Origin of the sequence: Xanthomonas cissicola, from assembly GCF_008801575.1 — a bacterium.
Lineage (GTDB): Bacteria > Pseudomonadota > Gammaproteobacteria > Xanthomonadales > Xanthomonadaceae > Xanthomonas > Xanthomonas cissicola.
In genome coordinates, this window is record NZ_VZPL01000018.1 from 1 (window position 1) to 14,380 (window position 14,380).

11 protein-coding genes are annotated in these 14,380 nt (G+C 63.9%); 4 read left to right on the forward strand and 7 right to left on the reverse strand.

All coding sequences use genetic code 11. The features are described 5' to 3' along the window. Positions 1-187 (reverse strand): transposase (locus F7R02_RS09865; protein ID WP_151210039.1); only part of this gene is annotated, 187 nt, incomplete at its 3' end. A 348-nt stretch (positions 188-535) separates the two neighbouring features. Here F7R02_RS09865 and F7R02_RS09875 point away from each other — a divergent pair. Both F7R02_RS09875 and hpaM read left to right on the forward strand, forming a co-directional pair. After that, on the forward strand, positions 536-2,674 hold the full coding sequence (locus F7R02_RS09875; RefSeq protein WP_078589809.1) for a TonB-dependent siderophore receptor: 2,139 nt from the start codon (positions 536-538) through the stop codon (positions 2,672-2,674). A gap of 445 nt (positions 2,675-3,119) precedes the next feature. Continuing rightward, complete coding sequence (gene hpaM / locus F7R02_RS09880; RefSeq protein WP_005911745.1) at positions 3,120-4,172, forward strand: type III secretion-associated outer membrane-bound protein HpaM; 1,053 nt, start codon at positions 3,120-3,122, stop codon at positions 4,170-4,172. Positions 4,173-4,239: 67 nt separating this feature from the next. Here hpaM and asnB read toward each other — a convergent pair whose 3' ends face one another. From asnB to map, 6 genes are all read right to left on the reverse strand, one after another. After that, on the reverse strand, positions 4,240-5,934 hold the full coding sequence (gene asnB / locus F7R02_RS09885; protein WP_078589810.1) for an asparagine synthase B: 1,695 nt from the start codon (positions 5,932-5,934) through the stop codon (positions 4,240-4,242). A gap of 293 nt (positions 5,935-6,227) precedes the next feature. Then, positions 6,228-7,358 (reverse strand): succinyl-diaminopimelate desuccinylase, encoded by a 1,131-nt coding sequence (dapE, locus tag F7R02_RS09890; RefSeq protein ID WP_078589811.1) that lies wholly within the window; start codon positions 7,356-7,358, stop codon positions 6,228-6,230. Between the two features lie 246 nt (positions 7,359-7,604). Continuing rightward, positions 7,605-7,961 carry an arsenate reductase gene (locus tag F7R02_RS09895; protein ID WP_078589812.1) on the reverse strand — a complete coding sequence of 119 codons (357 nt, stop codon included), beginning with the start codon at positions 7,959-7,961 and terminating at the stop codon, positions 7,605-7,607. A gap of 189 nt (positions 7,962-8,150) precedes the next feature. Further along, complete coding sequence (gene dapD, locus F7R02_RS09900) at positions 8,151-9,350, reverse strand: 2,3,4,5-tetrahydropyridine-2,6-dicarboxylate N-succinyltransferase (protein ID WP_139370925.1); 1,200 nt, start codon at positions 9,348-9,350, stop codon at positions 8,151-8,153. Positions 9,351-9,370: 20 nt separating this feature from the next. Beyond that, positions 9,371-11,980, reverse strand: a complete 2,610-nt coding sequence (locus F7R02_RS09905; protein WP_078589813.1) for a [protein-PII] uridylyltransferase — start codon at positions 11,978-11,980, stop codon at positions 9,371-9,373. After that, the gene (gene map, locus F7R02_RS09910; protein WP_008576697.1) at positions 11,977-12,753 is read right to left on the reverse strand and encodes a type I methionyl aminopeptidase; all 777 of its coding nucleotides are present in this window, start codon (positions 12,751-12,753) and stop codon (positions 11,977-11,979) included. The genes F7R02_RS09905 and map overlap by 4 nt, the downstream gene beginning before the upstream one ends. Before the next feature lie 317 nt (positions 12,754-13,070). Between map and F7R02_RS09915 the strand changes: the two genes are divergently transcribed. Beyond that, entirely contained in the window at positions 13,071-13,595 is a 525-nt protein-coding gene (locus F7R02_RS09915) for a Csu type fimbrial protein (RefSeq protein ID WP_005911736.1), read from the forward strand. 8 nt (positions 13,596-13,603) lie between these two features. Then, positions 13,604-14,374 carry a fimbrial biogenesis chaperone gene (locus F7R02_RS09920; RefSeq protein ID WP_139370926.1) on the forward strand — a complete coding sequence of 257 codons (771 nt, stop codon included), beginning with the start codon at positions 13,604-13,606 and terminating at the stop codon, positions 14,372-14,374. Positions 14,375-14,380: the final 6 nt, after the last annotated feature.

Sequence of the window (14,380 nt, forward strand, 5' to 3'; positions counted from 1 at the left end):
AACGGTTCATGCGTGTGTAGACCGTATGCCAGTTGCCAAAGCGCTTGGGTAGGCCGCGCCATTTGCAGCCATGCTCGGCAACGTAAAGGATGGCGTTGACCACTTGCAGGTTGGTCATGCTGACATTGCCGCGCTGCGCCGGCAGGCAGTGTTCGATCAGAGAAAATTGTGCTGGCGTGATCTCCATGCCCAATAGTTTAATCGCTCGGGCCATTAGTGTTAACAGGCCCTAGTGCGCAATGTGACCCTTCGCGCGCGCCCATCAGGCTTCGCACCCGCCTTCATCCGCCCTTCGGGCGCCCTGCTCCCCAATGAAGGGGACGATGTCCCGGCGGGGGAAGGAAAGCTGTGCACGCATGCCTTCTGCATTTTGGGCGTTCTGCATCTTTCGCATCTCGGATGTATGGATCCGCACACGTGCGCGCGTGCGCGTGCATCCTCCACCAAGCATGGCGCCCGGCACCTCGGCGACTTCCATGATCAAGCAAACACATCATGCTAAGATGCATTTGATAACCATTCCCATTAGTGACCAATGCGCCCCACGCTTCTTGTCACCGCGCTCGCCGCTGCGCTCGCTCTGCACACCCTGCCCGCCTTCGCTCAACACACCAACACGCCAGCCGTGACCGAGCTGGATGGCGTGGATGTCATCGGCCGTGCGCAGACGCTCTACAAGTCCGAAGACGCCGCTGTTGCCACGCGCACCGATACCCCGCTGGCGCTGGTGCCGCAATCGGTGCAGGTGCTGCCGCGCGAGTTGATCGACGACCAGGCCGCACGGCAGATCACCGATCTGTATCGCAGCATCAGCGGCATCAGTTTCTTCAGCTATGCCGGTGTGACCTTGCGCGGTTTCCGCCAGGAAAACGTGCTGTACGACGGTCTGCGCGGCGACCCGTATGCCGGGTTCTCGGTGCCGCAGCTGTTCAACATCGAACGCGTGGAAGTGCTCAAGGGTCCAGCCGGAGCGCTGTACGGCGGTGGCGAACCCGGGGGTGTGATCAACTATGTCACGCGCAAGCCCGGTCATCAGGCGGCGCGCCGCATCGAACTGCAGCTGGGCAATCAATCCTTCGGTGCAGCCTCGTTCGAGGCCACCGGCCCTGCGCGCGAAGATGGCCGCATCCGTTACCGCATCGGCGCCTATGTCGATGGCGAAGACGGGTTTCGTTGGAATACCGACAGCCAGAGCAAGATCGGCGATGCGTCGGTGGCCTTCGATCTCGGCGACACCGGCGAACTCACCCTGCAATATACCGACATCACCCAGAACCTGGGCGGCAACCGACTGCGCGGCGTGCCGGTCGATAACGACGGCAACTTCCTCACCGACCGGCGCTGGAACCACAACGAACCTACCGATTTCCTGGACATGCGTGCCAAGGTGGCGCTTGCGCAGTATCGGTTTGCACCGTCCAGCGCGTGGGAGGTGGACATGGCGCTGCGCTGGTTCAAGAACCGAGAGCATCAGATCTATCACGAGCCGATGGGTCTGATCGACCGCGATCGCGACGGCACCGCCGAATGGATGACCCGGCAGCTGCGCAATCAATACCGCGACAACGATGCGATCTCCAGCAACGTCAACGCAATATTCCGCACCAGTACCGGGGCGATCGAGCACAAGCTGCTGATGGGCGCGGACTACTACCGGCTGGACGCGGATTTCCGCGCGCTAACCGCCAACACCGCAGACACCGGACGCGTGCGCGGCCCGGTGCCTGGCATCGATTTGTTCAACCCGGTATACGGCCGCAGCGGCTTCTACGATTACGGTTTGGGTGCCCTGCCCTGGCGCGCCACCAGCACGCGCAGTCAACGCTACGGCGCATATCTGCAGGACGAACTCACGCTGACGCCGCGCTGGTATGCAATGGCGGGGCTACGCTGGGACGGCTTCAAGGACGACAACCTGCTGAGTGGTTCGCGCGTCACCGGCAACGATGTCAGTTGGCGCGTCGGCAGCACCGTGGTGTTACGCGATGGCATCAATGCCTACGCAAGCTATGCCAGCGGTTTCCTGCCGCAGGACGCGGCCAATCAGGACAGCAGCGTGGGCGGACCGTTCGCACCGGAACGCAGCACGCAATGGGAATTGGGCCTGAAGACTGCGCTCAACAATGGCGGACTCACCCTCAACATGGCGTTGTATCGCATCGAGCGCAGCAACATCGTGCAGGCGAACGGACGCGTCGTCGAGGGTGTCAATCAACTCTCTGCGCTTGGCTTGGTGCGCAGCGAAGGGCTCGAAGTCGACCTGCTGGCCGACCTGACCGAGCGCTGGGTGCTCAATCTCACGTATGCCTACAACGATGCACGTGTGCTCGATGCAGGCACCAATGGCATCACCAATGCCTCTGGCGATCGCTTCGCCAATGCACCGCGCAACACCTTCGGCCTGTGGACGCGCTACGACCTGCCGATATGGCGCTCGGCGATCGCCTTCGGTGCCGACTACGTGGGCGAACGCGTCAGCCTGGATGGCCAACGCGTCAAACCGTATGCCATTTACGACATCAGCTGGCAGACGCAGTGGGACGCGTGGAAACTGCAGATCAACGTCAAGAACCTGTTCGACAAGGTCTATGCGGCGAGCGGGTTCAATACGCGCGCCGGACACTTCCCCGGCGAGCCGCGTCGCATTTACGCGCAGCTGGCTTACAGCTTCTGACGAGCGCGCAGCGAATATGTGGCGCGCCACCAGCCAGCTGCGATGGCAACGCAAACAGCGCATCGCGCCTGCGGTTGCCACCCGCTCAAACACGTGTTTCTTTCTGTTGGAAGGACAGAGCGCGCCTGGCCCGCTCTACCGATTGCAGGTGCAAAACAGCTGTAAACAAGCGCAAGTCGTGGCTTGAAACTGCGCCCCCGTGCAGTGCAAGGCAAATCGGGCGCTGACTGCACGGCGTTTCGCTTGCAATGTGATGCAGGTCAGCGAAGCGACCTCTCGCAATGGGCAAAACAGCCTCGACTGCAGCAACGTAATGAACCTGCGCCGAATCGCGCGGCTGCGCATGGGCTGGAACTTAACGTCCGGTGGGACACACTAGAGTCCGTCGCGAATGTGGAGTCTTGCTCCGCACATCGCCCTCCTCCCCCCACTGACCGGAATCCGCATGCCTTTGCTTGCCCGCTCCGTTTCCGCCCTGTTGCCACTGATGTTTGCCACTGCCTGCTCGGCCGCGCCGCCAGCCAAATCCGGCCCGCCGGATGCGCCAGTGGCTGCATGCACCGCCAAGGTACGTCCTGGCCAGGACCTGCAGAAAGCCATCGACAAACTGCCGCAAAGCGACAAGCCCACGGTACTTTGCCTGGAGAAAGGCGAGTTCCCGCTCAATGGCTTGGTATCGATCCATCGCGGCAACTTTACCCTGCGCGGCCAGGGCCCCAGCACCATCGTGCGCATGGCCGACGGCGTGCAGCAGCCGGTGCTGGTGGTCGGCGATTACGAAAACCAGCAGCCCACCGGTGTGATCCGCAACGTCAGCATCGAAGACATGCAGATCGTAGCGAGCACAGGCGATAAGGAGTTCATGCCCGAGCGCCCCTACCTGAGCAACAGCGCGGTGGTGGTGCGGTCTGGACAAGGCATCCGGCTTGCAGGCCTGCAGGTCAACAAGTGCCGCAGCGCGTGCCTGCTGAGCGAGTACGACACCCGCGAGATCACCATCGAAAACAACGATGTGTCGGGCGCAATCTGGGACGGCGTCTCGTTCAACCGCACCGCCAAGGTCACGATGGTCAACAACTATATCCACGACAACGTGGCCGCCGGCCTGACCACCGAACACCTGGAAGACAGCGAGATACGCAACAACCGTTTCGAACGCAACGGCAGCCAGGGTATCTATCTCTCCGATGCGCGGCGCAATCGCTTCAGCAACAATCAATTCGATGGCAACAAGGTGGCCGGCGTGTTTTTGGCCTGCGCGATTCGTTATCGCACACCGGAAATTTTGTGCTGGGACAACAGCATGAGCCAGGACAACGTCTTCGAGAACAACCGTTTCGCCAACACGCCGTTTACCTACACCATCGGCGTTGACCGCGCGGCCAACTGCACGTCGGCCGACTTCAAGCCGAACCTTTGGCGCAATAACCAGGCCGACATGGCGGGTGTGGATATCGATCCGCAGCGCTATGGGTACTGCGTGCGGCACGAGCAATAAGACGCGCCAGTCAACGCAGCGGCCGGCCGTGCAGCGATGCATGCCGGCCGCTGCAGTGACTGCAGCCTTACGAAGCCAGCGCCTGCGCGTGCACTCCTGTAATCGCGCGGCCCGATGGGTCGGCCATCGCGGCAAAACTCGCATCCCAGGCAATCGCCGTTGGCGACGAGCAGGCGATCGACTTGCCGCCCGGCACGGTTTCCGCCGCCGCCTGGCCAGGGAAAAACTGCTCGAACAAGCTGCGATAGAAATACGCCTCCTTGGTCTGCGGCGGGTTGACCGGGTAGCGTCGGTCGGCGGCGGCGAGTTCGCGGTCGCTGACCTGCGACTGCGCATGCGCCTTCAGCCCGTCGATCCAGCCGTAACCCACGCCGTCGCTGAACTGCTCTTTCTGACGCCACAGGATGGATTCGGGCAGGTAGCCGGCAAATGCCTCGCGCAGTACGCCCTTCTCCATGCGCGTCGCCCCGCTGCTGGTCTTGTCGACCATCTTGAACCTGGCATCCATGCGCATCGCCACATCCAGGAATTCACGGTCCAGGAACGGCACACGTGGCTCTACGCCCCAGGCCATCATCGACTTGTTCGCGCGCAGGCAATCGTAGTTGTTGAGCGCGTCGAGCTTGCGTACCAGCTCTTCGTGGAATTCGCGCGCATTCGGTGCCTTATGGAAATACAGGTAGCCGCCGAAGATCTCATCGCTGCCTTCGCCGGAAAGCACCATCTTGACGCCCATCGCCTTGATCCGCCGCGCCAGCAAGAACATCGGTGTGGAGGCGCGAATGGTGGTGACGTCATAGGTTTCGATGTGGCGAATGACGTCGGGCAATGCATCCAGGCCTTCGTCGAAGGTGTATTCGAAACCGTGATGCACCGTGCCGAGCGCTGCGGCGGCCACTTCGGCCGCGGCCAAATCTGGCGAGCCCTTCAAGCCGATCGCGAACGAATGCAGGCGCGGCCACCAGGCTTCGGTGGTGTCGTTTTCTTCGATGCGGTGACGGGCGTAGCGCGCGGCGACGGCCGCAACCAGCGAAGAATCCAGTCCACCGGACAGCAATACACCGTACGGCACATCGGTCATGAGCTGACGGTGCACGGCGCGCTCGAAGGCTTCGCGCAATTCCTGCAGTTGCACCTGTACACCTTCCACCGCGCCGTATTGGCGCCAGGCGCGTTCGTAGTAACGGTTCAGTGCGCCGGTGGCGCTGTCGTACCAGTGGCCCGGCGGAAACTGCGCCGCATCGGCACAGTCGTCCACCAGCGATTTCAGTTCCGACGCCACACGCAAACGGCCTTCGCGATCATGCCCCCAGTACAGCGGCACCACACCGATCGGGTCGCGCGCGATGATGACGCGCCCTTCCGTCTTGTCCCACAGCGCGAATGCAAAGATGCCGTTGAGGCGGTTGAGATACGAAGCCGGCGTATCTTCGCGATACAGCGCATTGATCACCTCGCAATCGGAGCCGGTCTGGAACGCGTACGGCTGCAGCAGCTCCGCCTTGAGTTCGCGATGGTTGTAGATCTCGCCATTGACCGCCAGCGCGAGCTGCCCGTCTTCGGAGAGCAATGGTTGCGAGCCGCCGGCCGGATCGACAATGGCCAGGCGCTCGTGCACCAGGATGGCGCCAGTATCGACGTAGACGCCGCTCCAGTCGGGCCCGCGGTGACGCTGCCGCTGCGAGCATTCCAGCGCCTGCCGGCGCAGCGCCTGCAGGTCGTCACCGGGTTGCAGGCCGAAAATACCGAAGATGGAACACATGGAAACACTCCTGAAGAACTGCGTGGATTGGCGGCCGGTAAGAGCGTGCTGCACGGATCGACACCCATAAAAAAAACCCGCATCGGCCGATGCGGGTTTTTCTGGTTCCTGGGCGTTTGGTGGACGTCGCCTAGTCGCAGACCCGCATCGGCCGCGCACGATTATTCGCGCGCAGAGTGTTGCGGTTGGCGTTATTGAGATTGGCGAGGCGAATGACCATGTCGCCGACGCTAACGGTTCGGCTGCACCGACGCAACTGTTTCAGTGGCAACAACGGCGTCTGCGTGGCCCGCTCACCCGACCAGCAGGCGCTCGATCAACTTGCGATACAGCGCCGGTAGCGCTTGCAGGTCGGCCACGCGCACATGCTCGTCGACCTGGTGGATGCTGGCATTGACCGGGCCCACCTCGATGCACTGCGCGCCCAATGGCGCGATGAAGCGCGCATCGGAGGTGCCGCCTCCGGTGCTTTCTTCCGGCGGCGCGCCGGCGAACTCGCCCAACACCTCACGTGCAACGCTGCGCAACCGCCCTTCCGGGGTGTAGAACGGCTCGCCGCTGCGGTGCCAGCGCAGCGCGTAGTCCAGCGCGTGCCGATCGAGCAGCGCAGTGATTTCGGCCTCCAGGCGCGGCGCGTCCCAGTGCGGGGTATAGCGCAGGTTGAAGGCCACCTGCAGCTCGCCAGGAATCACGTTATTGGCGCCGGTGCCGGCATGGATGTTGGAGAGTTGCAGGCTGGTGGGCGGAAAGCTTTCGAAGCCGTCGTCCCACTGCCGCGCCACCAGTTCGGCCAGCGCAGGCGCTGCCAGGTGGATCGGGTTGCGCGCCTTGTGCGGATACGCCACATGCCCCTGCACACCCTTGACGGTCAACGTACCGGACAGGCTGCCGCGACGGCCGACGCGCAACAGATCGCCCAGGCGCTCGGTGGACGACGGTTCGCCGGTGATGCACCAGTCGATCGTTTGCCCGCGTTCGCGAAACACCTCGGCAACCCGGCGCACGCCATCGATGGCATCGCCCTCTTCGTCCGAGGTCAGCAACACCGCCAGCGTGCCGGTATGGGATGGATGCGCAGCGACGAATTGCTCTGCGGCGACGACGAATGCGGCGGCGCTGCCTTTCATGTCCGCCGCACCACGCCCATACAGCACGCCGTCGCGGATCTGCGGATCGAACGGGTCGCTGGTCCACGCCTCGCGCGGGCCCGGCGGCACCACATCGGTATGCCCGAGCAACACCAGCACCGGCGCACCGCTGCCATGGGTTGCCCACAGATTCTCGACCTCGCCCAGGCGCAAGTGCTCGCAGCTGAAGCCGGCTGCGCGCAGGCGCTGCGCAATCGCGGCCTGACAACCGGCATCCGCCGGCGTTATCGAGGCACGTGCAATGAGGTCACAGGTCAACTCCAGCACATCGCTCATGAAACGTCACCGCAATAGAGCCGCATCTGCGGCGTTGATGGAGGGCTTGCGTCTGCATCGATCGGCGTATTTTGGTCGCGGTTGCAGCGGTGGCAGCTAACCGGTTTGCAGGCAATCATCGCGTCATTGCCTGCGCGACGTCGAACGGCTTGCCCAGCGGATGAGCGCGCGATCAACATGCGAGACGTAACGCGTCGCGACGATAGCGGCAACACGGTCCGCGGCACCGTCGGAAACCGCAGTCGCTTAGCCAATGCCGAATAGCTTCTTGAAGCCGTTATCGGAAAAGCCCTGATGCAGGGCGCCATCGTCGGTGACGACAAGCGGCCGCCGGATCAGCTGCGGGTACTCGCGCAGCAACAGCTTCCATTCGGCTGCACTGCCCGCCGCCTTGCGGTTGTCCGGCAACTGCCGCCACGTGGTCGAGGACTTGTTGATCAACACATCGAATCCACCGACCTGCTCCGCCCACTCCGCCAGGGTCTGCGGCTCCGGCTTGTGATCGCGATAGTCGACAAACGTATACGCCACACCAAAACGATCCAGCCACTTGGTGGCTTTCTTGCAGGTATCGCAGTTTTTGAATCCGTAGAGCGTGGTCATGCGAAATATCCCCAAGGGCGGTGCAGAGCCCCTCGCTTATCGAAAGGGGTTGCGATGGAACTGCGCGCGAAGCGACCGGTAAGCGACTTGCAAGCGCGTTGGGACGCGCGTGTCATTGCAGCAACCGAGCGCGCCAAAGGCGCATCCTTGGCCGGCGCTGCGCGGCAGCTGTTGCGGATGCGAAATGGATTAATCCGCCAGACCGCGCAACAGTTCGTTGACGCTGGTCTTGCTGCGCGTCTTGGCATCCACCTGCTTGACGATCACCGCGCAATACAGCGAGTGCGAGCCGTCCTTGGAGGGCAACTGCCCGGACACCACCACGCTGTACGGCGGCACATAGCCGTAAGAAATCTCGCCGGTGGCGCGGTTGTAGATGCGTGTGCTCTGGCCGATGAACACGCCCATGCCGATCACGCTGTGGTGCCCGATGACCACGCCTTCCACCACCTCCGAGCGCGCACCGATGAAGCAGTGATCTTCGATGATGGTGGGACTGGCCTGCAGCGGTTCGAGTACGCCGCCGATGCCGGCGCCGCCGGACAAATGGCAGTGCTTGCCGATCTGCGCGCACGACCCCACGGTAGCCCAGGTATCGACCATGGTGCCTTCGCCGACATAGGCACCGATGTTGGTGAAACTCGGCATCAGCACCACGTCCTTGCCGAAGTAACTGCCGCGACGCGCCACCGCACCCGGCACGACGCGCACGCCGGCCTTGCGGAATTCGGCTTCATGGAAGCCGGCAAAGCGCGATTCCACCTTGTCCCAGAACGGCGCTGGCTGGGCGTCGATCACTGCCATCTCGTTGACGCGGAAATACAGCAGCACCGCTTTTTTCAGCCACTCGTTGACGGTCCAGCCGCCCTGCCCGTCCGGCTCGGCGACGCGGAACTGCCCGCTTTCCAGTCCGTCGATCACGCGGGTGACAATGGCACGGGTGGAACCGTCGATCTCGTCCATGGTCAGCGTGGCGCGCCGTTCGAATGCGCTTTCGATGCCCAGTTTGAGTTCGTCGCTGCCGACCTGCGCGGCGGCGCTGTGCACGGCCTGCTCGGCAATCGGCAGCTTCTTTGCCGCAGCGGCCTTCTTTGCGGCCGGTGCAGCAACCACCTTGGTCGGCTGCCTGGCCACGCGCGGTGCAGCGGAAGTCGCGGTCTTGCCGCCAGTCTTCTTTGCAACGGTTTTCTGGCTTGCTGCATCAGATGCAGCAGTCTTTTTGCCCACAGCGCCCGCTGCCGCGCCCTGCTTGCCGACGCCAACACCTGGCTCGGAGTCGGCAGCAGCCGGCACCTTGGCAGCCTTGCCGCTCGGAGCATTCGCGCGCTTGGACGCTGCGTTGGTGGTGGTCGCGCTCTGCTTGGGCGCGGTTTTCTTGCTGGTGGCCATGGGGTCTCCGGAGTTGCTAGCTAGACAGGGTCAAGGCAGGCGCACAACGCATCGCGCAGCGCCTGCCGGGCGGATTCGGACAACGGGCGATCATGCTCGTCGGTGATCTGGAACTGGTCTTCGGCACGCTCGCCGAAAGTGGCGATACGCGCGTCGTGCACGCGCAGGTGCTGCATGCGCAACACGTGCGCGACATCGGCGAGCAGGCCGGGGCGGTCGGGTGCGACCAGGCTGATGCGGGTGCGGCGGCCGCCGGCGCTTTCGCTGAACTCCACCCGCGGTGCGAAGCGGAAATGCCGCAACTGGCGCGGCACTGCACGGCGCGCCGGGCGCACCTTCTGCAGATCGCCGGCCAGTACCTGGCGCAACGTTGCCGCCAGCCGCTGCGGGTCGCCGTCGGCATAGGTCTCCTGCGGCAACACTTCGAACACGTCGAAGATCGCATCGTGTGGCGCGTCCAGTACACGTGCGCGATGGATGCCGTAGCCCTTGCGATCGAGCGTAGCCACAATGGCCGCAAACAGCCCGTCGCGGTCCGGCGAATACACGAACAGTTCCAGCGCGTCGTTATCCGGCACCGCGCGACGCGCCTTAACCAGGGTCTGGCCGATCTCCACTTCGATCAGCGAGACCGCCTGCCACGCCAATTGCTCGGGACGGAAGCGCAGGAAATTCTCGTCCGGCATGCCGGCGAATTGCCGGTCGATGGTGACATCGTCATGCCCTTGCGCCTGCATCAAGGTGCGCGCCGATTCGCGCGCTTCGCGTAGCCGTTCTTCGCGCGGCGGCGGGTGTTCCAGGCCCTCGCGCAACGCGCGACGCGCAGCGAAATACAGATCCGCCAACAGCCGATCTTTCCACGCGTTCCACAACTTGGGACTGGTGCCGGCGATATCGGCACAGGTGAGCAGGTACAGATAGTCCAGACGCTCGCGGGTGCCGACCAAGGTCGCGAAACGATGGATCACCTCCGGGTCGGAAATGTCCTGTTTCTGCGCGGTGACCGACATGCGCAAATGCTGCTCCACCAGCCAGGTCACCAGCTCGGTATCGCCCTCGCTCAAGCGATGCGCCAGGCAGAACGCGCGCGCATCCACCGCGCCCAGTTCCGAATGATCGCCGCCGCGGCCCTTGGCGATGTCGTGGAACAAGCCCGCCAGCAACAGCAGTTCCGGCTTGCGCAGACGCGGCCAGACTTCATGCGCGATCGAGAAACGTTCATCGGCACGGCCTGCGGCAAACAGCGCAATGTTCCGCAACACCATCAAGGTGTGCTGGTCCACCGTGTAGACATGGAACAGGTCGAACTGCATGCGTCCGGAAACGCTGGCGAATGCCGGAATCCACTGGCCCAGCACGCCCAGCCGCGCCATGCGATTGAGCGTCTCCACCGCACGCGGGCCGCGCAGCAACGCCATGAAGCGTTCCCGGGCGATCGCATCGGCAACCTCGTATGCCGGCAGGTCGCGCAGGACCTCGGCCAGCGCGCGCGCGGTCAGCGAATGCAGTCCGCGCACCTCGCGATGCGCGGCCCATTGCGCAAACAGCGCGAACACCTGCAGCACATCGCCGTCCGGCCAGCTCTCGGTGTCGGCAGCCAGATAGCCGCGGCGCAGGCTGAAGCCGCCGCCCAGCGGCTCCGGCGTCGCTTCGCCATCGAACTGTTCTTCGAAGCGCTGCAACAAGCGGTCGCTGATGCGGCGGATCAACGCAGCGCTGCGATAAAAGCGCTGCATCATTTTTTCCACGCCCAGGCTTTCCGGGTCGTCGGCGAACCCCAACCGTTCGGCCAGGGTCTTTTGATAATCGAACCGCAGGCGCTCTTCCGGCCGGTTGGCCACGATGTGCAGACCGAAACGCAGACGGGCAAGCTCTTCGCGCTCGCGACGCAACGCGGCGGCTTCGTCGAAGCCGACATGGCCCAGCCCGACCAAGGCCTCAAGGTCCTTGACCCCGAACGCGCGCAAGGCCATCCAGCCCAGCGTCTGCAGATCGCGCAGACCGCCGGGGCCGTCCTTGATATCAGGTTCGAGATTATCGGCGGTGTCGCCGAAGCGCTGATGGCGCGCCAGCAATTCCTCGCGCTTGGCCTGGAAGAAATCGCGCGGCGGCCACACCTGCGGCGGCGCGATCGCCGTGGCCAGCGCAGCGCGCGCCTGGGCGTCGGCCACCAGCGCGCGCGATTCGATCAAGGCAGTGAGCACGGTCTGGTCGGCCGCCGCAGCGGTGCACTGCGCCGGCGAGCGCACCGCGTGACTGATCGGCAGGCCCACATCCCAGAGCAGCGCAAACAGGCGCGCCAGGGCCTGCTCGTGCTGCTGTTGCGCGGCGGTGTCGCCCAGCACCAGCACATCCACATCCGAGCGCGGAAACAATTCGCCACGTCCATAGCCGCCGACCGCATGCAGCGACAAGCCGCTATCGGCCGGAATACAGCGCATCCAGGCATTGCGCATCAATTGGTCGACCGCGCGTGCGCGCAACGCGACCAGGCGCTCGATCGGCTCACCCTGATCGAAGCGTTTGCACAGGCGCATGTCCGCATGCACCAGCAGCGGACGGGCCTGCGCGGCCCAGTCCGCGTCGCCGGCGACGCCCGGGTCGGGTCGCTCCGCCGGCGTGTCCGTCATACCGGCGCGGGCGAATTGGCCGACAGCGTCAACACATCCACGCCGTCTTCGGTGACCGCAACCATGTGTTCCCACTGCGCAGACAGCTTGCGGTCCTTGGTGACCACGGTCCAGCCGTCGGGCAGCGTCTTATGGTGATAGGTGCCTTCGTTGATCATCGGCTCGATGGTGAAGGTCATGCCCGGCTTGAGCACCAACCCTTCGCCCGGGCGGCCGTAATGCATCACCTGCGGCTCGTCGTGATACACCTTGCCGATGCCGTGGCCGCAGTAATCGCGTACCACGCTGAAGCGCTCGGCTTCGGCGAACTTCTGGATCGCATGGCCCACATCGCCCAGCGTGGCACCCGGCTTGACCGCCCGGATACCGCGCCACATCGCTTCATACGTCGTTTCGACCAAGCGCTTGGCCATCACCGACGGAGTGCCGACGTAGTACATGCGGCTGGTGTCGCCGTGCCAGCCGTCCTTGATGACGGTGACGTCGATATTGACGATGTCACCGTCCTTCAACACCTTGGCCGCACTCGGGATGCCGTGACAGATCACGTTGTTGACCGAGGTGCACACGCTCTTGGGGAAGCCGCGATAGCCGACATTGGCGGGAATGGTGCCCTGCACGTTGACGATGTGGTCGTGGCAGATGCGGTCCAGCTCGGCAGTGGTCACGCCCGGCTTCACGTGCGGTGCCACCACATCGAGCACCTCGGCGGCCAAGCGGCCGGCGACGCGCATCAGTTCAATTTCTTCTTTGGTTTTCAGATTGACGCTCATGGCCGCGATTATCGCCGATCCGGGCTGAATCTGAACGACCCGCGCCTGCGTTTTTTATGAGACGCCGTGGGTCGCCTCAAGCGGACCGCACCGCAAAAAACCGGCGCGGCCTCCCATTCATGCGTGACGCAGTGCACTCAGCGTCAAAATTTGCCTTAACGAAGCCATCCGTAAGACATCGCACTTTTACGATTAAAACGAATTAAGACAACTAGATAGCGCGTGAATTCGGCGTTATGTTTGGCACAGCTGATGCATTGCAGGGAAGGCGACGACTCGTCGCGTCATCAATGACCAGAACGGTCAAGGAAATGTCCATGCGTACTGTCCGCCCTGTCCTGCTGTCGCTCGGCCTGCTCTCGACCATTGGCATGGCGAGCGCGGCAGACACCACCACATTCAACGTCAAGATCGCGGTCACCAAGGCCTGCACGATCACCGCTGCGTCCGCCACGGACGTCGACTTCGGCTCGGTGCTCTCGACCTCGACCGCCAATGCGGACGCCAACGGCAGCGTGACCGCCCAGTGCACCGCGCTGACGCCGTACAACATCGCATTGAGCGCGGGCAGCAATGCCGGCACCGCCAACGACGTCACCACCCGCCGCATGAAAAATACCGACGCGCTGGTGACCACCAACAACTACATCGCCTATCAGCTCTACCAGGATCTGGGCCGCAGCACGGTCTGGGGCAGCACCACCGGCACCAACACGCTCAGCCGCACCGCCACCGGCCTGAATCAGGTCTACCCGGTCTACGGTCGCGTGACCAACCCGTCGGCCAACAACCCCGCGACCGGTAGTTACCAGGACACGATCACTGCCACGATCGTCTATTGAGTCCGCGTATGCCTGTGCATCACCGCCCGTTGTCACGTTTACCGGTCTGGCTGACGGCGGCCGGGCTGGCGACGGCGCTGGTCATGGCCAACGGCGGCTTGCCGAGGCCGGCGCATGCCGCCAGCCTGCAGTTGGCCCCTACATCGCTGAGCCTGAGCGCCCAGCAGACCGCCGACGGCCTGTGGCTGAGCAACAGCGGCAGCACGCCGGTCCAGGTGCAGACCCGCGCCTATCGCTGGACCCAGCGCGATGGGCAGGATCAGCTCGACCCCACCCAGGATCTGCTGGTCAGCCCGCCGATGCGCACCCTGGCCGCTGGCGAACGCCAGTTGATCCGGGTCATCCGCGCCGGGCCTGCCCCGAGCGGGCAGGAGCAGTGTTACCGCATCATCGTCGACGAGCTGCCCAGCGCCGATGCCGACCGCAAAGGCATGCAGTTCGTGCTGCGTTATTCGGTGCCGATCTTCCTGCTGCCGCCCGGCAATACCGAACCGTCGCCGGCCCTGAGCGCGCAGGTGGTCGCCGGCAGCGATGGCAAGGCGCAGATCCAGATCAGCAACACCGGCACCGGCCATGCGCAGGTCGCCGACCTGCGGCACCAGGTCGATGGCGCAACCAAGACCGCATTGAACGGCTTGGTCGGTTATGTACTGCCCGGGCAGACCATGCGTTGGTCGCTGGGTGCGCCGCTGGCGCAGTTCGGCCGCGGCACCATCATCGCAAGGATCAATGGTGAGGCTGACGAACGTACTTTGTTGGCCGCGCCGACGGCGCCTTGATGCGGC